At 65.5% G+C, this 18894-nt stretch carries 18 protein-coding genes and 2 tRNA genes; 18 read left to right on the forward strand and 2 right to left on the reverse strand.

Annotated elements, in window-relative coordinates:
- The first annotated feature begins 117 nt into the window (after positions 1–117).
- From GV161_RS24745 to GV161_RS24760, 4 genes are all read left to right on the forward strand, one after another.
- Positions 118–738 carry an ATP-dependent Clp protease proteolytic subunit gene (locus GV161_RS24745; RefSeq protein ID WP_152014567.1) on the forward strand — a complete coding sequence of 207 codons (621 nt, stop codon included), beginning with the start codon at positions 118–120 and terminating at the stop codon, positions 736–738.
- A 269-nt stretch (positions 739–1007) separates the two neighbouring features.
- Positions 1008–2276, forward strand: a complete 1269-nt coding sequence (gene clpX / locus GV161_RS24750) for an ATP-dependent Clp protease ATP-binding subunit ClpX (protein ID WP_152014568.1) — start codon at positions 1008–1010, stop codon at positions 2274–2276.
- A gap of 336 nt (positions 2277–2612) precedes the next feature.
- Complete coding sequence (gene lon, locus GV161_RS24755; protein ID WP_152014569.1) at positions 2613–5042, forward strand: endopeptidase La; 2430 nt, start codon at positions 2613–2615, stop codon at positions 5040–5042.
- Positions 5043–5105: 63 nt separating this feature from the next.
- Positions 5106–6236 (forward strand): MerR family transcriptional regulator, encoded by a 1131-nt coding sequence (locus tag GV161_RS24760; protein ID WP_152014570.1) that lies wholly within the window; start codon positions 5106–5108, stop codon positions 6234–6236.
- A 19-nt stretch (positions 6237–6255) separates the two neighbouring features.
- Here GV161_RS24760 and GV161_RS24765 read toward each other — a convergent pair.
- A tRNA-Val gene (locus tag GV161_RS24765) sits at positions 6256–6331 on the reverse strand.
- A gap of 354 nt (positions 6332–6685) precedes the next feature.
- Between GV161_RS24765 and GV161_RS24770 the strand changes: the two genes are divergently transcribed.
- Positions 6686–6762: transfer RNA gene (locus GV161_RS24770), tRNA-Asp, on the forward strand.
- A 235-nt stretch (positions 6763–6997) separates the two neighbouring features.
- Here the strand turns inward: GV161_RS24770 and GV161_RS24775 are convergent.
- Positions 6998–7609 (reverse strand): D-Ala-D-Ala carboxypeptidase family metallohydrolase, encoded by a 612-nt coding sequence (locus GV161_RS24775; RefSeq protein ID WP_152014571.1) that lies wholly within the window; start codon positions 7607–7609, stop codon positions 6998–7000.
- 409 nt (positions 7610–8018) lie between these two features.
- Between GV161_RS24775 and GV161_RS24780 the strand changes: the two genes are divergently transcribed.
- The 13 genes from GV161_RS24780 to nuoK all read left to right on the forward strand — a co-directional run bounded on the left by GV161_RS24780 (position 8019) and on the right by nuoK (position 18868).
- Positions 8019–8384 (forward strand): NADH-quinone oxidoreductase subunit A, encoded by a 366-nt coding sequence (locus GV161_RS24780; protein WP_091830508.1) that lies wholly within the window; start codon positions 8019–8021, stop codon positions 8382–8384.
- 79 nt (positions 8385–8463) lie between these two features.
- Positions 8464–9042, forward strand: a complete 579-nt coding sequence (locus tag GV161_RS24785; RefSeq protein ID WP_152014951.1) for an NADH-quinone oxidoreductase subunit B — start codon at positions 8464–8466, stop codon at positions 9040–9042.
- Positions 9043–9185: 143 nt separating this feature from the next.
- Positions 9186–9791 (forward strand): NADH-quinone oxidoreductase subunit C, encoded by a 606-nt coding sequence (locus tag GV161_RS24790; protein WP_152014572.1) that lies wholly within the window; start codon positions 9186–9188, stop codon positions 9789–9791.
- Between the two features lie 4 nt (positions 9792–9795).
- Positions 9796–10233: a GFA family protein gene (locus GV161_RS24795; protein ID WP_152014573.1), complete on the forward strand. Its 438-nt coding sequence runs from the start codon at positions 9796–9798 to the stop codon at positions 10231–10233.
- Positions 10230–11420 carry an NADH-quinone oxidoreductase subunit D gene (locus GV161_RS24800; protein ID WP_152014574.1) on the forward strand — a complete coding sequence of 397 codons (1191 nt, stop codon included), beginning with the start codon at positions 10230–10232 and terminating at the stop codon, positions 11418–11420. Before GV161_RS24795 ends, GV161_RS24800 begins: the two co-directional genes overlap by 4 nt.
- Positions 11420–12652, forward strand: coding sequence for an NADH-quinone oxidoreductase subunit NuoE (gene nuoE / locus GV161_RS24805; RefSeq protein WP_152014575.1), 1233 nt, complete (start codon positions 11420–11422; stop codon positions 12650–12652). The genes GV161_RS24800 and nuoE overlap by 1 nt, the downstream gene beginning before the upstream one ends.
- Before the next feature lie 11 nt (positions 12653–12663).
- The gene (gene nuoF / locus GV161_RS24810) at positions 12664–13968 is read left to right on the forward strand and encodes an NADH-quinone oxidoreductase subunit NuoF (protein ID WP_092154251.1); all 1305 of its coding nucleotides are present in this window, start codon (positions 12664–12666) and stop codon (positions 13966–13968) included.
- Positions 13969–13972: 4 nt separating this feature from the next.
- Complete coding sequence (gene nuoG, locus GV161_RS24815; protein ID WP_152014576.1) at positions 13973–16036, forward strand: NADH-quinone oxidoreductase subunit NuoG; 2064 nt, start codon at positions 13973–13975, stop codon at positions 16034–16036.
- Positions 16037–16042: 6 nt separating this feature from the next.
- Positions 16043–17062, forward strand: coding sequence for an NADH-quinone oxidoreductase subunit NuoH (nuoH, locus tag GV161_RS24820; protein WP_152014577.1), 1020 nt, complete (start codon positions 16043–16045; stop codon positions 17060–17062).
- Positions 17062–17301, forward strand: coding sequence for a hypothetical protein (locus GV161_RS24825; protein WP_152014578.1), 240 nt, complete (start codon positions 17062–17064; stop codon positions 17299–17301). Before nuoH ends, GV161_RS24825 begins: the two co-directional genes overlap by 1 nt.
- A gap of 21 nt (positions 17302–17322) precedes the next feature.
- The gene (gene nuoI / locus GV161_RS24830; RefSeq protein WP_057192642.1) at positions 17323–17811 is read left to right on the forward strand and encodes an NADH-quinone oxidoreductase subunit NuoI; all 489 of its coding nucleotides are present in this window, start codon (positions 17323–17325) and stop codon (positions 17809–17811) included.
- A 128-nt stretch (positions 17812–17939) separates the two neighbouring features.
- Complete coding sequence (locus GV161_RS24835; RefSeq protein WP_091829442.1) at positions 17940–18563, forward strand: NADH-quinone oxidoreductase subunit J; 624 nt, start codon at positions 17940–17942, stop codon at positions 18561–18563.
- Positions 18560–18868: an NADH-quinone oxidoreductase subunit NuoK gene (nuoK, locus tag GV161_RS24840; RefSeq protein ID WP_091829440.1), complete on the forward strand. Its 309-nt coding sequence runs from the start codon at positions 18560–18562 to the stop codon at positions 18866–18868. Before GV161_RS24835 ends, nuoK begins: the two co-directional genes overlap by 4 nt.
- Positions 18869–18894: the final 26 nt, after the last annotated feature.

Genomic DNA, 18894 nt, shown 5'->3' on the forward strand with positions numbered 1-18894 from the left:
CGCCGTCCGCACTCTGCGGGCGGCGCTTCCCTTTTCAGCCGCCGCAGGCATGCTTATGTGGGGTCTTCGCCGCTATCGGCTGATTCCCGCCCGCTTTGACCCCAAGGACCGACGATGATGCGTGACCCGATCGAGACCTATAACAATCTCGTCCCGATGGTGGTCGAGCAGTCGAGCCGCGGCGAGCGCGCCTTCGACATTTATTCGCGCCTGCTGCGCGAGCGCATCATCTTCCTGACCGGCCCGGTCGAGGATTACTCCGCCTCGCTCATCGTGGCGCAGTTGCTGTTCCTCGAGGCCGAGAACCCGAAGAAGGAAATCTCCTTCTACATCAACTCGCCCGGCGGCGTGGTCACTTCCGGCCTGTCGATCTACGACACCATGCAGTTCATCCGCTGCCCGGTGACAACGCTCTGCGTCGGCCAGGCCGCCTCGATGGGCTCGCTCCTGCTGACCGCCGGCGCCAAGGACATGCGCTTCGCGCTGCCGAACGCCCGCATCATGGTCCATCAGCCGTCCGGCGGCTTCCAGGGCCAGGTCACAGACATCCTGATCCATGCCCGTGAGGTCGAGAGCCTGAAGCGGCGCCTGAACGAGATCTACGTCAAGCACACCGGCCGCTCCTACGAGGATATCGAGGCGGCGCTGGAGCGCGACAATTTCATGACCGCCGACCAGGCCAAGGAGTTCGGCCTGATCGACAAGGTCATCGACAAGCGCGCGGACGAGGCGGCCTGAGGTCGTTAGAGGTACACGCGCCTGTGGGTTGGCGAGCGGCTCCCGAAGGGCCATATTGCCTTGAGACTAGGCCCCATGTTTGCATGGGGCATCTGAAGGGCGCGGCAAGGCGCTCGAGCGGTCCGATTTTGGGTCAGTTTCGTCGCCACCTGCGCCAGAGCGACGCGTTAACCTAAAAATCGTGATCTGAGCGCCTATTATGACGGGGAGACGACATCAGCCCGCCGTTATTCGGTGGCGGATTTTGTCCTCCGAGATGGAGAATCACGATGACTAAGGCCAGCGGCGGCGATTCCAAGAGCACGCTCTACTGCTCCTTCTGCGGCAAGAGCCAGCACGAAGTCCGCAAGCTGATCGCGGGCCCGACCGTGTTCATCTGCGATGAATGCGTCGAGCTCTGCATGGACATCATCCGCGAGGAATCGAAGTCCGCGCTGGTGAAGTCCAAGGACGGCGTGCCGACCCCGAAGGAGATCCGCAAGGTTCTCGACGACTACGTCATCGGCCAGGACCACGCCAAGAAGGTCCTCTCGGTCGCGGTCCACAACCACTACAAGCGGCTCAGCCACGCGACGAAGCACAACGACGTCGAGCTGGCGAAGTCGAACATCCTGCTGATCGGGCCGACCGGCTCGGGCAAGACGCTGCTCGCGCAGACGCTCGCCCGCATCCTCGACGTGCCGTTCACCATGGCCGATGCGACGACGCTGACCGAGGCCGGCTATGTCGGCGAGGATGTCGAGAACATCATCCTGAAGCTGCTCCAGGCCTCCGACTACAATGTCGAGCGGGCGCAGCGCGGCATCGTCTACATCGACGAGATCGACAAGATCAGCCGCAAGTCGGACAACCCCTCGATCACCCGCGACGTCTCGGGCGAGGGCGTGCAGCAGGCGCTGCTCAAGATCATGGAAGGCACTGTCGCCTCCGTGCCGCCGCAGGGCGGGCGCAAGCATCCGCAGCAGGAGTTCCTGCAGGTCGACACCACCAACATCCTGTTCATCTGCGGCGGCGCCTTCGCCGGGCTGGACAAGATCATCTCCAGCCGCGGCAAGGGCACCTCGATCGGCTTCGGCGCGACCGTGAAGTCTCCTGACGACCGCCGCACCGGCGCGATCTTCCGCGAGGTCGAGCCGGAGGACCTGCTCAAGTTCGGCCTGATCCCGGAATTCGTCGGCCGTCTGCCTGTGCTGGCGACGCTCGAGGACCTCGACGAGGCTGCGCTCAAGACCATCCTCACCGAGCCGAAGAACGCGCTGGTCAAGCAGTATCAGCGTCTGTTCGAGATGGAGGACACCGAGCTCACCTTCACCGACGAGGCCGTCAGCCTGATCGCCCGCAAGGCGATCGAGCGCAAGACCGGCGCGCGTGGCCTGCGCTCGATCATGGAAGGCATCCTGCTCGAGACCATGTACGAGCTGCCGGGGCTGGAAGGCGTCGAGCAGGTCGTCATCGGGCCCGAGGCGGTCGAGTCGAAGTCGCGTCCGCTGTTCATCTATGCGGACCGCGAAGAAGAGACCAAGTCGGCCTCTGCCTGAGCAATAACCGGATTCCGGTTCAGTTCGGAACGCGCGCCCCTGGCGCGCGTTTTGCTTTGTGGGTCTGGGTGTTTAGGGCTACCCCGAAACTGCTTTTGCCCTGCCGGATCCCTCACGGCCTCGTGTGCCGATTGCGGCAGAAGCTGTGGTGGACTGCGTGAGGCGTCGCTTGAAAGCCGGCGTCGAAACATCCACCTTATGATCACCTGTGAGACTCGCGTGCCTGTCGAGGGCGCGATCCGCGGGGGCGCCTGGCGCGAATGGTCGCGCCGCGCGGTACGTCCGCTCGATTGCCTTTCAAAGGGGTCGGCCGGGCGAAAACTTGAAGGACTAGACATGACTGGCTCGACGCCCCGCGCCCCGCTCGTCCCCGGCACGACCGATACCTATCCGGTCCTCCCGCTGCGCGACATCGTCGTATTCCCGCACATGATCGTGCCGCTCTTCGTCGGCCGCGAGAAGTCCATTCGCGCGCTCGAGGAAGTCGTCAAGAACGATGGCCTGATCCTGCTCGCCACGCAGAAGAACGCCGGCGACGACGATCCGGAAACCGGCGACATCTATGAAATCGGCACGCTCGCCCGCGTGCTGCAGCTGCTCAAGCTGCCCGACTCGACCGTGAAGGTGCTCGTCGAGGGCATCGGCCGGGCCAAGGCGACGACCTATACCGCGACCGACAACTTCTATGAAGCGCAGGCCGAGGCCCTCGCCGAGGAGGATGGCAAGAAGGTCGAGGTCGAGGCGCTCGCCCGCTCGGTCGTCAGCGAGTTCGAGAACTATGTGAAGCTCAACAAGAAGATCTCGCCCGAGATCGTCGCGGCGGTCTCGCAGATCGACGAGCCGGCCAAGCTCGCTGATACGGTCGCCTCGCATCTGGCGGTCAAGATCGCCGACCGTCAGGCCGTGCTCGAGGTGATGAACGTCGCGCACCGGCTCGAGAAGGTGCTCTCTTTGATGGAGAGCGAGATGTCGGTGCTGCAGGTCGAGAAGCGCATCCGCTCGCGCGTCAAGCGCCAGATGGAGAAGACCCAGCGCGAGTACTATCTCAACGAGCAGATGAAGGCGATCCAGAAGGAGCTGGGCGACGGCGAGGAAGGCCGTGACGAGCTGGCCGAGCTGGAAGAGCGCATCGCCAAGACCAAGCTGACCAAGGAAGCGCGCGACAAGGCGCTCGCCGAGGTCAAGAAGCTCAGGCAGATGTCGCCGATGTCGGCCGAAGCCACGGTCGTGCGCAACTATCTCGACTGGCTGCTCGGCATCCCGTGGGGCAAGAAGTCCAAGATCAAGAAGGACCTCGCTGCAGCCCAGAAGGTGCTCGACGACGACCATTTCGGCCTCGACAAGGTCAAGGACCGCATCGTCGAATATCTCGCCGTGCAGCAGCGCGCCAACCGGCTCGCCGGCCCGATCCTGTGCCTTGTCGGCCCTCCGGGCGTCGGCAAGACCTCGCTCGGCAAGTCGATCGCCAAGGCGACCGGCCGCGAGTTCGTGCGCATGTCGCTCGGCGGCGTGCGTGACGAGGCCGAGATCCGCGGCCACCGCCGCACCTATATCGGCTCGATGCCCGGCAAGATCATCCAGTCGATGAAGAAGGCCAAGACCTCGAACCCGCTCATCCTGCTCGACGAGATCGACAAGATGGGCCAGGACTTCCGCGGCGATCCGTCGGCGGCCCTGCTCGAGGTGCTCGATCCCGAGCAGAACTCGACCTTCAACGACCACTACCTCGAGGTCGACTACGACCTGTCGAACGTGATGTTCGTGACCACGGCGAACACGCTGAACATCCCGCCGGCCCTTTTGGACCGCATGGAGGTGATCCGTATCGCCGGCTACACCGAGGACGAGAAGGCCGAGATCGCGCGCCGCCACCTGATTCCGGGGACGATCGCCAAGCACGGCCTGCAGTCCAAGGAATGGTCGATCGACGACGAGGCCCTGACGACGCTGGTCCGGCGCTATACCCGCGAGGCCGGCGTTCGTAACCTCGAGCGCGAGATCGCCAACACCGTCCGCAAGGCGGTGAAGGAGATCGTGCTGACCAAGAAGAAGAAGGTCGCGGTCACGCCTGCGGTGCTGGAAGATTATCTCGGCCCGCCGCGCTATCGCTATGGCATGGCGGAGACCGAGGATCAGGTCGGTGTCGTCACCGGCCTGGCCTGGACCGAGGTCGGCGGCGAGATGCTGACGATCGAAGGCGTGATGATGCCCGGCAAGGGCAAGATGACCGTCACCGGCAACCTGCGCGACGTGATGAAGGAATCGATCTCGGCGGCGGCGTCCTATGTCCGCTCCCGCGCCATCGATTTTGGCATCGAGCCGCCGCTGTTCGATCGGCGCGACATCCACGTCCATCTTCCCGAGGGGGCGACCCCGAAGGATGGTCCGTCGGCGGGCATTGGCATGGCCACGGCTATCGTCTCGGTCATGACCGGCATCCCGGTCCGCCGCGATGTCGCCATGACCGGCGAGGTCACGCTGCGGGGCAGGGCGCTGCCGATCGGCGGCCTCAAGGAGAAGCTGCTCGCCGCTCTGCGCGGCGGCATCAAGAAGGTGCTGATCCCGGAGGACAACGCCAAGGATCTGGTCGATCTGCCGAAGTCCGTGAAGAACGGGCTCGAGATCGTCCCGGTCTCGCGGATGGACCAGGTGCTCCAGCACGCGCTGGTGCGGCAGCCGACGCCGATCGTCTGGGAAGAGGACTTGAAGGCACCTGTGCCCAAGGGCGCCGAGGACGACGCAGCTGCGGCTGGCATCGCCCACTGAGCCCAGCGCTCGCGAGTTGAGAGGCCGCCGGCATCGCCGGCGGCCTTTTTTGTTGGCCGGGCCTTGAGCCGCACCCTGCGTCATAGCTTAGCGCTGGGTCAGGAGGTGCCGATGAGCGTGCGAAACACGGGTGAGATCTGGCTCGAGGCCAATGAGTGCGCAGCCCGGATCGGTCTGTCGAAGCGGGCTTTGCGGCTCTACGAAGAGCACGGCCTGATCCGGCCGCGGCGAACGCAGAAGGGCTGGCGCCTCTACGGCGCCGACGAGATCGCCCGTTTGCACGAGATCCTGGCGCTGAAGCGGTTGGGGTTCAGCTTGAAGCGGATCACCGCGCTGCTGCAGGGCAAGGCGGTCGATCTCGCCGGAGTCCTCGGCATCCAGCACGACCTGCTGACAGACCAGCGCGAGCGGGCCGAGCAGGGGCTTACCCTAGTCCGCGCCGCGCAGGCCAAGCTCGCCACCGGTACCTCCCTCACTGCCAACGAACTGATCAGGCTCGCGAAGGAGGCCAACATGACCGAGACCAGCACTGACACCGTCGCCTGGCGGCGCTACGAGCAGGCGCGGCCGCGCACCGAGGTCAAGATCGATCCGCGCCGCTTCGAGCGCTGCACCGGCTTCTACCGCCATCCCGCCGGGTTGATCATGGCCGTTACCCAGGAGGGAGAGCGCTTCTTCCTGCAGCTCACGGGGCAGCCCAAGGTAGAGCTCTTCGCCGAGAGCGAGAGCAATTTCTTCCTGAAGGTCGTACCGGCGCAACTCACCTTCGCGGCGATTGGTAACGACTCGGCCGAGGCGCTGACCCTTCATCAGGGCGGACACGACACAGTCGCCACGCGCATCGATGAGGCGGAGGCGAGGCACCAGAGTAAGAAGCTTGGCGAGCGCGTGCGCAATCGGGTTCCGCATCCGCGCAGCGAAGAGACCTTGCGTGAGGTCCTCGAACAGCAGCAACGCGGCACCATGCCGTTCGAGCTTCTGAGCGACGAGCTGGCGGAGATCGTGCGCGAGCAGCAGCCGATCGTCAGCGCCGAGCTCGAATCGAAAGGCAGTTTGCAATCGCTCGGATTCCGCCGCGTCGGCGAGGACGGCGTCGACATCTACGAGGCGCAGTTCGCCCGAGGCTCCCTGCAATGCGGCATCGGCTTCGGCGGGGATGGCCGGGTCCACACGCTGTGGATGCTGCCGGCCTGAGTCGCACGATGGGAAGGGTTGGTGGGCGGTGACGGGCTCGAACCGCCGACATCTTCGGTGTAAACGAAGCGCTCTACCGACTGAGCTAACCGCCCTTGCCCGCCGTTTAAGGCTACGGGGCCGGCTTCGCAAGCCACAGGACGCAGAGTGCGCAGCCTTTGCCCAGCGGCGAGCCTAGTGGGCGAGGCAGGTGGCGGTCTGAACGGCTCCAGGCCGCCATGCCAGAACGACGCAATTGTGGAGACCGCAGCCCAGATTCGCCGTCGCTGGCCGGGCACGCCGATTGATCCGCGTGCGTCGCCTCGATCGCAGAGCTGGAAAACTGCCAGTTTCAGCCTCTTTCCACGGACTTTGGAGATGATCGATATTTTGGCGGCTTCAGTGCTTGACAGTCAGGGCCGGGGGCCATAATCCCAACGCCGCCGGGGACGAGTTCCTCCGCCGCCCGCGCGGGCGTAGCTCAGTTGGTTAGAGTGCCGGCCTGTCACGCCGGAGGTCGCGGGTTCGAGCCCCGTCGCCCGCGCCATTTTCAGCACATGATCCCAGTATGTTGAAGCTGTTGCTTCATGTCATGCTGAAGCTGTTCGGATGCAGCCTCGCATCCTCCCGCAAATTGCGCGCCCTGTCGGAAGCGGCTCCTGGTTCGGCTCCCCGTCGTGCGGCAGGACGGTCGCCAATGCCGCGCTGAGGCGGCCAGGAGAGCGATCGGTAAGGTCCGGATCGCTCAAGCCCATGAGCTCCGGGCAGGGCCCGGCATCCGCTCACCAGGGCCGGCGCGGGCCGGTGTCGATATGGATCAGCCCGTTCCAGTAGACCTTGTTGCCGCCGACCTCGGGCAGGGTGCGGGCCCATTCCAGGACGGTGCGCGGCCTGACGCCGGGCACACGGAAATCCATCGCCTCGCAGCGCTTGTGGAAGGAGCCGCGCCGCGCCCGCCAGGGCGGGCGCCAGGTCGAGGTCACCTTCACCGCCCCGTATTTGTCCGAAATCTTGCCGAGAATCGCCTTCAGCACCGGCGGCAGGCAGACGATCGAGGTGCCTGGATCGGTCGAGATGCCTGGCCTGTCGGGCTTCTCGTTGGGATCGAAGGCGGGTTCCTCGGTGGTCTGCCCCGGCGCGCGCTGCGGCCATTCCGGCCCTTCGTCGTCGTCGGGCTGGGCGAGAGTGGGCGCGGGGCCCGGTGTCGTCACGACGCTGGCTTCGACCGGAGCCTGTGGAAGCACGACGACCGGCGGTGCGCCCGGCTTGACCTGCAGGTCGAGATCGAACGGACGCCCGGGCGGCAATGGCGCAAGCATCATCTGGGCCGTGGCCTCGGCGCCGAACGCCATCGCGACGGCGCAGGCGAGCGCTGTCCTCCGCATTGCGCTCATGCGATCCGGGATGCCGATGGCAGGGCTGCGGCCAAGAGCGCGCGATCACGATGCGTTGTTGGCCACGGCATTCCCGCAACGGTGCTCCTGACGCATCGGCGCGCTTGCCGACGAATCGTGCCGGCGCCGAAGACTTGACGTTACGTCCCCGTTTGCCATGCTTCTGCGCGCTGCGACAACCGTCTTGCACCGGGCGCGGCCGATCACGAAAATCGGCGCCGAAACAGCCGGGAATCGTGACGCTTCCACGGGCGGCTCGCGCATATGCGGCAAAGACATGGCTACAGGCGCGTTGTGCGGCGCGGCGAACCCTTGCGTGATTCTAAAGCAGGGTCTAATCGACTGGCGAGATTGAGGGCGCCAGTCGCGGCGCCAGGTTGAAGCGGGGTGACAGATGCAAGCTCTTCCTGTGCAGTCCCTGCTGTCGGACTATCTGCCTCTGGTGATCTTCATTGGCCTGTCGCTGGTGATCGGCCTCGCGCTGCTGATCGCGCCTTTCGCCGTGGCTTATTCCAAGCCGGACGCCGAGAAGCTCTCGGCTTATGAATGCGGCTTCAACGCCTTCGACGACGCACGCATGAAGTTCGATGTGCGCTTCTATCTCGTCGCCATCCTCTTCATCATCTTCGATCTCGAGGTCGCCTTCCTCTTCCCCTGGGCTGTCGCTTTCGGCGGCCTCGGCTGGGTCGGCTTCTGGTCGATGATGGTGTTCCTCGGCGTGCTGACGGTCGGCTTCGTCTACGAGTGGCGCAAGGGCGCGCTCGAGTGGGATTGATCGCTTTGTCGCAGAGACCTGATACGCTCCGGTCCGTGTTCTTGCATTCGACGAAACCTAAAGGTTCGAACTGATGGCCATGACAGCGATCGATCGTGGTGATCCGCTGGTTGCGCCCGCGCCGCGGGGCCTGCTCGGCCCGGACGGCAAGCCGCTCGGCGCCCGCGATCCCTACTTCGCCGAGATCAACAACGAGCTGGCCGACAAGGGCTTCCTCGTCACGGCGAGCGACGACCTGATCAACTGGGCCCGCACCGGCTCGCTGATGTGGATGACCTTCGGTCTCGCCTGCTGCGCGGTCGAGATGATGCAGCTCTCCATGCCGCGCTACGACGTCGAGCGTTTCGGCTTCGCCCCGCGCGCCAGCCCACGGCAATCGGACGTGATGATCGTCGCCGGCACGCTGACCAACAAGATGGCTCCGGCCCTGCGCAAGGTCTACGACCAGATGCCGGAGCCGCGCTACGTCATCTCGATGGGCTCCTGCGCCAATGGCGGCGGCTATTACCACTACAGCTATTCGGTGGTGCGCGGCTGCGACCGCATCGTGCCGATCGACGTCTATGTGCCGGGCTGCCCGCCGACCGCGGAAGCGCTGCTCTACGGCGTCTTGCTGCTGCAGAAGAAGATTCGGCGGACCGGGACGATCGAGCGGTAAGACAAGGGCGTCATGCTCGGGCTCGACCCGAGCATCTCCTGACGGAGAGGCGCAGGTTGCGAAGACAGGATTGAGCTCGATCCTGCATGAGATGGTCGGGTCAAGCCCGACCATGACGCGGAACGGGCAACGAAGGTGAGACGATGAGCGAAGCGCTCGTACAACTCGGCGAAGAGATCAAGGCGGCACTGCCCGGCGCGGTGACCGATATCGTCGTCGCCTATGACGAGCTGACCGTGCTCGCCGAGGCGGCTTCGATCGTGCGGGTCCTCAAGACCCTTTATGACGATCAGCGCTTCCGCTTCGTCAACTTCACCGACATTGCCGGAGCCGACTATCCGCAGCGCGAGAAGCGCTTCGAGGTCGTCTACCACCTGCTCTCGCCGCGCCATAACCGGCGCATCCGCGTCAAGGTCATGGCGGATGAGGCGACCCCGGTCCCCTCCGTGATCGAGGTCTTCCCGGCCGCGAACTGGTACGAGCGCGAGGCCTACGATTTCTACGGCATCCTGTTCTCGAACCATCCGGACCTGCGCCGCATCCTCACCGATTACGGTTTCGAGGGCTATCCGCTGCGCAAGGACTTCCCGCTGACCGGCTTCGTCGAGGTCCGCTACGACGATGAGCAGAAACGCGTCGTCTACGAGCCGGTGAAGCTGAACCAGGAGTTCCGCAACTTCGACTTCCTCTCGCCCTGGGAAGGGACGGAATATGTCCTGCCGGGCGATGAGAAGGCCAAGGCGGGCTGAGCGGATGGGCGAAGGCCACAAACTCTCCGGCGGTTGTCTCTGCGGCTCCGTTCGCTTCACGGCGACGCTGGCCAAGCCCGAGATGGACGTCTGCCATTGTGACATGTGTCGCAAATGGAGCGGCGGCGTGCTGATGACGGTGCCTTGCGCGGACGTCGCGGTGGCCGACGAGACGCATCTTGCCGTCTACACCTCCTCGGAATGGGGCGAGCGCATCTTCTGCCGAAACTGCGGCACCAGCCTGTTCTGGCGCCAGCGTTCGGGGCAGGGCCATGTCGCCGTGGCATTCCCGAGCCTCGACGATCCTTCCGACCTCGTCTTCGCCGAAGAGATCTTCATCGACGAGAAGCCTGACCTCTACGCCTTCGCGGGCGAGCGCCGGCGCAAGACCGGTGAGCAGGTGATCGCCGAATTCCATGCCGCCCAGGAAGGCCGGACATGACCGAACACAACATCCGCAATTTCTCGATCAATTTCGGCCCGCAGCATCCGGCCGCGCACGGCGTGCTGCGCCTGGTGCTGGAGCTCGACGGCGAGATCGTCGAGCGTGTCGATCCGCATATCGGCCTCTTACATCGCGGCACCGAGAAGCTGATCGAGCACAAGACCTATCTCCAGGCCGTGCCCTATTTCGACCGGCTCGACTATGTCGCGCCGATGAACCAGGAGCATGCCTTCGCGCTAGGCGTCGAGAAGCTGATGGGCGTGACCGTGCCGCGCCGCGGCCAGCTCATCCGCGTGCTCTATTCCGAGATCGGCCGCATCCTCTCGCACATCCTCAACGTCACCACGCAGGCGATGGACGTCGGCGCGCTCACCCCGCCGCTCTGGGGTTTCGAGGAGCGCGAGAAGCTGATGATCTTCTACGAGAGGGCCTGCGGCGCGCGCATGCATGCGGCCTATGTCCGGCCGGGTGGCGTCCACCAGGACCTGCCGACCTCGCTGATCCACGACATCGCCGAGTGGTGCGATCCGTTCCTCAAGGTCTGCGACGACCTCGAAGGCCTGCTCACCGACAACCGCATCTTCAAGCAGCGCAACGTCGACATCGGCGTCGTCGATCTCGAAACCTGCTGGAAATGGGGCTTCTCGGGCGTGATGGTGCGCGGCTCCGGCGCGCCCTGGGACCTGCGCAAGGCGCAGCCTTACGAGTGCTACGAGGAGATGGAATTCGACATCCCCGTCGGCAAGAACGGCGACTGCTACGATCGCTACTGCATCCGCATGGAAGAGATGCGCCAGTCGGTCCGCATCATGAAGCAGTGCTGCGAGAAGCTGCTCTCCGCCGACGGCGGCGGACCGATCTCCTCGCTCGACGGCAAGATGGTGCCGCCCAAGCGCGGCGAGATGAAGCGCTCGATGGAAGCGCTGATCCACCACTTCAAGCTCTACACCGAGGGCTACAAGGTGCCCGAGGGCGAGGTCTACGCCGCCGTCGAGGCGCCGAAGGGCGAATTCGGCGTCTATCTCGTCTCCGACGGCACCAACAAGCCCTATCGCTGCAAGATCAAGGCGCCGGGCTTCGCCCATCTCCAGGCCATGGATTTCATGTGCCGCAAGCACATGCTCGCCGACGTCTCCGCGATCCTCGGCTCCCTCGATATCGTCTTTGGTGAGGTGGACCGCTGATGTCCGTCCGTCGTCTCGCGCCCGATCACGTTCAGCCTGCCTCTTTCGCCTTCACCGCGGCGAACGAGAACTGGGCCGATCAGCAGATCGCCAAATATCCCGAAGGCCGCCAGGCCTCGGCCGTGATCCCGCTGCTCTGGAAGGCGCAGGAGCAGCATCATGGCTGGCTGCCGCGCGCCGCAATCGAGGCGGTTGCCCATAAGCTCGGCATGGCGCCGATGCGGGTGCTGGAGGTCGCGACCTTCTACACCATGTTCAATCTGCAGCCGGTCGGCACGCATTTCGTCCAGCTCTGCGGCACGACGCCCTGCGCGCTGCGCGGCGCCGAGGCGCTGAAGAAGGTCTGCGAGGACGTGATCGGCCCACAATCGACCGTCACCCCGGACGGCAAGCTGTCCTGGCTCGAGGTCGAGTGCCTCGGCGCCTGCTGCAACGCCCCGATGGCGCAGATCAATTTCGACTATTACGAAGACCTGAATCCTGCGAATTTCCGCAAACTGCTCGAGGATCTGCGCCACGGCCGCCCGACCAAGCCCGGCCCGCAGGTCGACCGCTCCTGCTCGGAGCCGCTCGGCGGCGGCGACACGCTGAAGGATCCGGCCCTGTACAATGGCTCGGTGATCGGCGCCGGCGACTGGCAGAAGCGCATTAGCAGGCAGCGCGAAGAGGCCGCGATCAGGATCGCCAGCGAAAAGGCTGCGGCCGAGGCCAAGGCCAAGGCGGAAGCTGAGACGGCTGCCGCGACCGCCAAGGCTGGCCCGACCGACGTCAAGACCGCGCCGGCTCCCGAAGCCGCTGCGCCGGCGCGTCCCAAGCCGTCCGAGCCGAACCAGCCGGCGAGCGCCGCGCAGGATACCCCGTCCGCGACCAGCAAGGCGATCAAGGACACTCCGGCCAAGGCGCCGGCGGCCAAGGCTGCTCCGGCTGCCGAGCCGGCTCCCGCCGTGGCCGAGTCCAAGCCGCAACTGCTCACCGCTGCCCGCGGCGGCAAGGGCGATGATCTCGAGCTGATCTGGGGCGTCGGTCCCAAGCTCGGCAAGATGCTCAACGAGATGGGCATCTGGCACTTCGACCAGGTTGCCGCCTGGACCCCGGCCGAGCTCGCCTGGGTCGACGCCCGGCTGACCGGATTCAAGGGCAGGGCGGTCCGTGACGACTGGATCTCGCAGGCGAAGAAGCTCGCTACCGGCTGGCGGCCGGAGAGCAAGCTCGGCGACAAGCCGGCGAACTGAGGCGAACAACGATGCTTGCTGATCGCGACCGCATCTTCACCAATCTCTACGGCCTTCACGACTTGTCGCTGAAGGGCGCCATGCAGCGTGGCGCCTGGGACGGCACCAAGTTCCTGCTCGAGCAGGGCCGCGACTGGATCATCGACGAGATGAAGAAGTCGGGCCTGCGCGGGCGCGGCGGCGCCGGCTTCCCGACCGGCCTGAAATGGTCGTTCATGCCCAAGCAGAGCGACGGGCGCCCGCACTATCTCGTCGTCAACGCCGACGAGTCGGAGCCGGGCACCTGCAAGGATCGCGAGATCATGCGCAACGACCCGCATACGCTGGTCGAGGGCTGCCTGATCGCCTCCTTCGCCATGGGCGCGCATGCGGCCTACATCTACATCCGCGGCGAATATGTCCGCGAGCGCGAGGCGCTGCAGCGCGCTGTCGACGAGGCCTATGAGGCGAACCTCATCGGCAAGAACAACAAGCACGGCTATCCCTTTGATCTCTACGTGCATCACGGCGCCGGCGCCTATATCTGCGGCGAAGAGACGGCGCTGCTGGAGAGCCTTGAGGGCAAGAAGGGCATGCCGCGGCTGAAGCCGCCTTTCCCGGCCAATGTCGGCCTCTATGGCTGCCCGACCACCGTCAACAACGTCGAGTCGATCGCGGTCGCGCCGACCATCCTGCGCCGTGGCGCCAGCTGGTTCTCCTCGATCGGCACGCCCAACAATGTCGGCACCAAGCTGTTCTGCGTCTCCGGCCATGTGAACAAGCCCTGCAACGTCGAAGAGGCGATGGGCCTGACTTTCCGCGAACTGATCGATCGCCATTGCGGCGGCATCCGCGGCGGCTGGGACAATCTGAAAGCGGTCATCCCTGGCGGTTCCTCGGTGCGAATGGTGCCGGCCGAGCAGATCATCGACACGCCGATGGACTTCGACTCGCTCTCCAAGCTGAAGTCGGGCCTCGGCACGGCGGCGGTGATCGTCATGGACAAGTCGACCGACATCATCCGCGCCATCGCCCGCATCAGCTATTTCTACAAGCATGAGAGCTGCGGCCAGTGCACGCCTTGCCGCGAGGGCACCGGCTGGATGTGGCGCGTCGTCAACCGCATGGCGGAAGGGCGCGCCCAGAAGCGCGAGATCGACATGCTGCTCGATGTTTCCAAGCAGATCGAGGGCCACACCATCTGCGCGCTGGGCGATGCTGCCGCCTGGCCGATCCAGGGCCTGATCAACCATTTCCGTCACGAGATCGAGCAGCGCATCGACGACTATGCCGCCAATCCGCATGGCGAGCCGGTCAGGCTCATGGCGGCGGAGTGAGACCATGACCAAACTCCTCATCGACGGCATCGAGGTCGACGTCCCGCCGGAGTACACCGTGCTCCAGGCCTGCGAGGCGGCGGGCGCCGAGGTGCCGCGCTTCTGCTTCCATGAGCGGCTCTCGATCGCCGGCAATTGCCGCATGTGCCTGGTCGAGGTGAAGGGCGGCCCGCCGAAGCCGCAGGCCTCCTGCGCCATTGGCGTGCGCGATCTGCGTCCTGGCCCGAACGGCGAGCCGCCGGTGGTGCTGACCAAGTCGCCCATGGTCAAGAAGGCGCGCGAAGGGGTGATGGAGTTCCTGCTCATCAACCACCCGCTCGACTGCCCGATCTGCGACCAGGGCGGCGAGTGCGACCTGCAGGACCAGGCCATGGCCTACGGCGTCGACACCTCGCGCTATGCCGAGAACAAGCGCGCCGTCGAGGACAAGTATATCGGCCCGCTGGTCAAGACCTCGATGACGCGCTGCATCCAGTGCACGCGTTGCGTCCGCTTCACCACCGAGGTCGCCGGCGCCTCCGACCTCGGCGCGATCGGCCGCGGCGAGGACATGGAGATCACCACCTATCTCGAGCACGCGATGAGCTCGGAGCTGCAGGGCAATGTCGTCGACCTCTGCCCGGTCGGCGCCCTGACCTCCAAGCCCTATCAGAACAAGGCCCGGCCCTGGGAGCTGACCAAGACCGAATCCATCGACGTGATGGACGCGGTCGGCTCGGCGATCCGCGTCGACTCGCGTGGCCGTGAGGTGATGCGCGTGCTGCCGCGCATCAACGAGGCGGTGAACGAAGAGTGGATCTCCGACAAGACCCGGCATATCGCCGACGGGCTCAGGACCCAGCGTCTCGACCGGCCCTATATCCGCGAGAATGGCGCGCTGCGCGCTGCGAGCTGGACCGAGGCGCTCGCGCTGGTCGCGGGCAAGCTCAAGGCCGCCAAGCCTGAGCGCATCGGCGCGATCGCCGGCGATCTCGCCGCTGTCGAGGAGATGTATGCCCTCAAGGCGCTGATCTCAGGCCTCGGCTCGACCAATCTCGATTGCCGCCAGGACGGCGCGAAGCTCGACCCGGCCTTCGGCCGCGCCAGCTACATCCTCAACACCGGCATTGCCGGCATCGAGGACGCGACCTCGCTGCTGATCATCGGCTCGAACCCGCGTCGCGAGGCGCCGATCGTCAATGCCCGCATCCGCAAGCGCTGGCTGCGCGGCGACTTCAAGGTCTCGCTGATCGGCGAGAAGGTCGACCTGACCTATGCCTATGACTATCTCGGCGCCGGCGCCGAGACCCTGGCCGATCTGGTCAAGCGTGCCGGTGCCGCCGGCGAGCGGCCGATGGTACTGGTCGGGCAGGGCGCTCTGACCCGCGCCGACGGCGCCGCCGTGCTCTCGCTCGCGGCCAAGGCGGCCGAGGTGCTCGGAGCGGTCAAGGACGGCTGGAACGGTTTTGGCGTCCTGCACACTGCGGCTGCCCGCGTCGGCGGCCTCGATCTCGGCTTCGTGCCGGGTGAGGGCGGTCTCGACGTTGCCGGCATGACCAGGGAGGGCGCGCTCGACGTGCTCTTCCTGCTCGGCGCCGACGAGGTCGAGGTATCGGCCGGCGCCTTCGTGATCTACCAGGGTAGCCATGGCGACAAGGGCGCGCACCGCGCCGACGTGATCCTGCCGGGCGCGGCCTATACCGAGAAGTCCGGCACTTTCGTCAACACCGAGGGGCGGGTGCAGATGGCGGCGCGCGCCACCTTCCCGCCGGGCGATGCCAAGGAGGACTGGGCGATCCTGCGGGCGCTCTCCGCTTCGCTCGGCAAGCCGCTGCCCTTCGACTCGCTGTCGGCTTTGCGCCGCGAGCTCTATGCCGCCCATCCGCATTTCGCTGCGGTCGACACGGTCGCGCAGAGCGATCGCGCCGGGCTGGCGAAGCTGGCGGGGCAGGGCGGCGCAACCGACAAGGCGGGCTTTACCCCGGCGGTCGCCGATTTCTACACCACGAACCCCATTGCCCGCGCTTCGGCGGTGATGGCGGAATGCTCGGCGCTGGCCTCCGGCCGCATGCGCCAGGCGGCGGAGTAAGCCTCGATGAACTGGGACCTCGTCCTCGATCTCGCGATCATCGCCGGCAAGAGCCTGCTGCTCCTGGTCGCGCTGCTGGTCTTCATCGCCTTCATGCTGCTCGCCGACCGTAAGGTCTGGGCGGCGGTGCAGCTGCGCCGCGGCCCGAACGTGGTCGGCCCCTTCGGCCTGCTGCAGAGCTTCGCCGACCTGCTGAAATTCGTCTTCAAGGAGCCGATCATCCCGTCGGGCTCCAACAAGGGCGTGTTCCTGCTGGCGCCGCTGGTCACCTGCTTGCTCGCGCTGGCGGCCTGGGCGGTGATCCCGGTGGCGGAAGGCTGGGCGATCGCCGACATCAATGTCGGCGTGCTCTACATCTTCGCGATCTCTTCGCTCGGCGTCTACGGCATCATCATGGGCGGCTGGGCTTCGAACTCGAAGTACCCGTTCCTCAGCGCGCTGCGCTCGGCGGCGCAGATGGTCTCCTACGAGGTCTCGATCGGCTTCGTGATCGTCACCGTGCTGCTCTGCGTCGGCTCGCTGAACCTGTCGGCGATCGTCGAGGCGCAGAATACCAAGGCGGGCCTATTCGGCTGGTACTGGCTGCCGCTCTTCCCGATGTTCATTGTCTTCTTCGTCTCGGCTCTGGCCGAGACGAACCGGCCGCCCTTCGATCTGGCCGAGGCGGAATCGGAGCTCGTCGCGGGCTTCATGGTCGAATACTCCTCGACCCCATACCTGCTGTTCATGCTCGGCGAATACGTGGCGATCATGACCATGTGCGCGCTGACCACGATCCTGTTCCTCGGGGGCTGGCTGCCGCCGTTCCCGATCGCGCCCTTCACCTGGCTGCCGGGCGTGGTCTGGTTCGTGCTCAAGGTCATGCTGGTCTTCTTCATGTTCGCCATGGTGAAGGCCTTCGTGCCGCGCTACCGCTATGACCAGTTGATGCGGTTGGGCTGGAAAGTCTTCCTGCCGCTGTCGCTGGCTTGCGTCGTGATCGTGGCGGCGGTGCTGCAGATCACGGGTTGGGGCCCCGCGCCCTGATGGCGGGGCAGGCCGGCCTGATCGGAGCCCTGATCGGCTTCGTCGTCGGCCTGATCGAGTACCGGCTCGTTACGGGCGTTGTCGTCGGCGCATTGCGCCGCACCGACAGCTCCAAGACGCAGGCGGAGAAGGATGATTACGAACGGCGCATCCGCCTGCTCAAGGCGGCGGTGCTGGTGGTGTCGGTGGGCGGTTTGCCCATCGTCGGTTACCTGATCGGCCGGACGCTGTTCGGCTGAGACGAGAGAAGGACGAGACGGATGTCACTCGCGCAAGCCGCCAAGGGACTGCTCCTCAAGGAGTTCGTCGGCGCGTTCGCCTTGTCGATGCGCTATTTCTTCAAGCCGAAGGCGACGCTGAACTACCCCTTCGAGAAGGGCGTGCTCTCGCCGCGCTTCCGGGGCGAGCACGCGCTGCGCCGCTATCCGAACGGCGAGGAACGCTGCATCGCCTGCAAGCTCTGCGAGGCGATCTGCCCGGCGCAGGCGATCACGATCGAGGCCGGCCCGCGCCGCAATGACGGCACCCGCCGCACGACGCGCTACGACATCGACATGACCAAGTGCATCTATTGCGGCTTCTGCCAGGAGGCCTGCCCGGTCGATGCCATCGTCGAGGGGCCGAACTTCGAGTTCGCCACCGAGACGCGCGAGGAGCTGTTCTACGACAAGGACAAGCTGCTCGATAACGGCGCCCGCTGGGAACGCGAGATCGCGCGCAACATCGCGATGGATGCGCCGTATCGCTGAGGACTACGGCCCGTCGCGCGGTTGTCGCGTCCGGCGGGCCTGACTATAGACGCTCCAAACTGCAGCGGGTCGCGACCCGCCGCTTGATGAAACGAGGGCCGCCCGCAAGGGCGGAAAGGCTGGCGAAGATGAATGCCGCAGCGGCTTTCTTCTATCTCTTCTCAGGCGTCACCATCGCCTCGGCGCTGATGGTGATTTCGGCGCGCAACCCCGTGCATTCGGTGTTGTTCCTGATCCTCGCCTTCGTCAACGCGGCGGGCCTGTTCCTGCTGCTCGGGGCCGAGTTCCTGGCGATGCTGCTGGTCGTCGTCTATGTCGGCGCGGTCGCGGTGCTCTTCCTCTTCGTGGTGATGATGCTCGATGTCGACTTCGCCGAGCTGCGCCAGGGCTTCCTGCAATACCTGCCGATCGGCGGCCTGATCGGCCTGATCTTCGCGGTCGAGCTCCTGCTGGTCGTCGGCGCCTGGGTGATCGACCCGCAGATCGTGCGCGCACCGGTCGCGGCGATCCCCGCCAACGTCACTAACACCGCCGCGCTCGGCCAGGTGCTCTACACGAAGTACATCTACTACTTCCAGGCGGCCGGCCTCGTGCTGCTCGTTGCGATGATCGGCGCGATCGTGCTGACGCTGCGCGATCGCAAGGGCATCAAGCGCCAGGATATCCCGACGCAGAACGCCCGCACCAAGGCTGCGGCGATGGATGTGAAGCAGGTGCCGTCGCGCGCCGGCGTTCCCGAGGAGATGGCGTGATGGTCGGGCTTGGATCTTACCTCGCGGTCGCTGCGATCCTGTTCACGCTCGGCGTGCTCGGCATCTTCATCAACCGCAAGAACGTCATCGTCATCCTGATGTCGATCGAGCTGATCCTGCTCTCGGTCAACCTCAACTTCGTCGCCTTCTCGAGCTTCCTGAACGACATCGTCGGCCAGGTCTTCGCCATGCTGGTGCTGACCGTCGCCGCCGCCGAGGCCGCGATCGGGCTCGCCATTCTCGTCGTCTACTTCCGCAACCGCGGCACGATCGCGGTGGAAGACATCAACATGATGAAAGGCTGAGCGCGGCAACGCGCCCGTAACCTGCC

The organism is Bosea sp. 29B (assembly GCF_902506165.1).
In the GTDB taxonomy this organism is placed as follows: domain Bacteria; phylum Pseudomonadota; class Alphaproteobacteria; order Rhizobiales; family Beijerinckiaceae; genus Allobosea.

What these genes read in the sequence shown, in the direction of transcription:
- nuoE (WP_152014575.1), top strand. Translation starts at nt 11,420, where the DNA reads ATGTCCGTCCGTCGTCTCGCGCCCGATCACGTTCAGCCTGCCTCTTTC.
- nuoI (WP_057192642.1), top strand. Translation starts at nt 17,323, where the DNA reads ATGTCACTCGCGCAAGCCGCCAAGGGACTGCTCCTCAAGGAGTTCGTC.
- lon (WP_152014569.1), top strand. Translation starts at nt 2,613, where the DNA reads ATGACTGGCTCGACGCCCCGCGCCCCGCTCGTCCCCGGCACGACCGAT.
- GV161_RS24800 (WP_152014574.1), top strand. Translation starts at nt 10,230, where the DNA reads ATGACCGAACACAACATCCGCAATTTCTCGATCAATTTCGGCCCGCAG.
- GV161_RS24825 (WP_152014578.1), top strand. Translation starts at nt 17,062, where the DNA reads ATGGCGGGGCAGGCCGGCCTGATCGGAGCCCTGATCGGCTTCGTCGTC.
- GV161_RS24785 (WP_152014951.1), top strand. Translation starts at nt 8,464, where the DNA reads ATGACAGCGATCGATCGTGGTGATCCGCTGGTTGCGCCCGCGCCGCGG.
- GV161_RS24790 (WP_152014572.1), top strand. Translation starts at nt 9,186, where the DNA reads ATGAGCGAAGCGCTCGTACAACTCGGCGAAGAGATCAAGGCGGCACTG.
- GV161_RS24745 (WP_152014567.1), top strand. Translation starts at nt 118, where the DNA reads ATGCGTGACCCGATCGAGACCTATAACAATCTCGTCCCGATGGTGGTC.
- clpX (WP_152014568.1), top strand. Translation starts at nt 1,008, where the DNA reads ATGACTAAGGCCAGCGGCGGCGATTCCAAGAGCACGCTCTACTGCTCC.
- nuoG (WP_152014576.1), top strand. Translation starts at nt 13,973, where the DNA reads ATGACCAAACTCCTCATCGACGGCATCGAGGTCGACGTCCCGCCGGAG.
- nuoF (WP_092154251.1), top strand. Translation starts at nt 12,664, where the DNA reads ATGCTTGCTGATCGCGACCGCATCTTCACCAATCTCTACGGCCTTCAC.
- GV161_RS24775 (WP_152014571.1), bottom strand. Translation starts at nt 7,609, where the DNA reads ATGAGCGCAATGCGGAGGACAGCGCTCGCCTGCGCCGTCGCGATGGCG.
- nuoH (WP_152014577.1), top strand. Translation starts at nt 16,043, where the DNA reads ATGAACTGGGACCTCGTCCTCGATCTCGCGATCATCGCCGGCAAGAGC.
- GV161_RS24835 (WP_091829442.1), top strand. Translation starts at nt 17,940, where the DNA reads ATGAATGCCGCAGCGGCTTTCTTCTATCTCTTCTCAGGCGTCACCATC.
- GV161_RS24795 (WP_152014573.1), top strand. Translation starts at nt 9,796, where the DNA reads ATGGGCGAAGGCCACAAACTCTCCGGCGGTTGTCTCTGCGGCTCCGTT.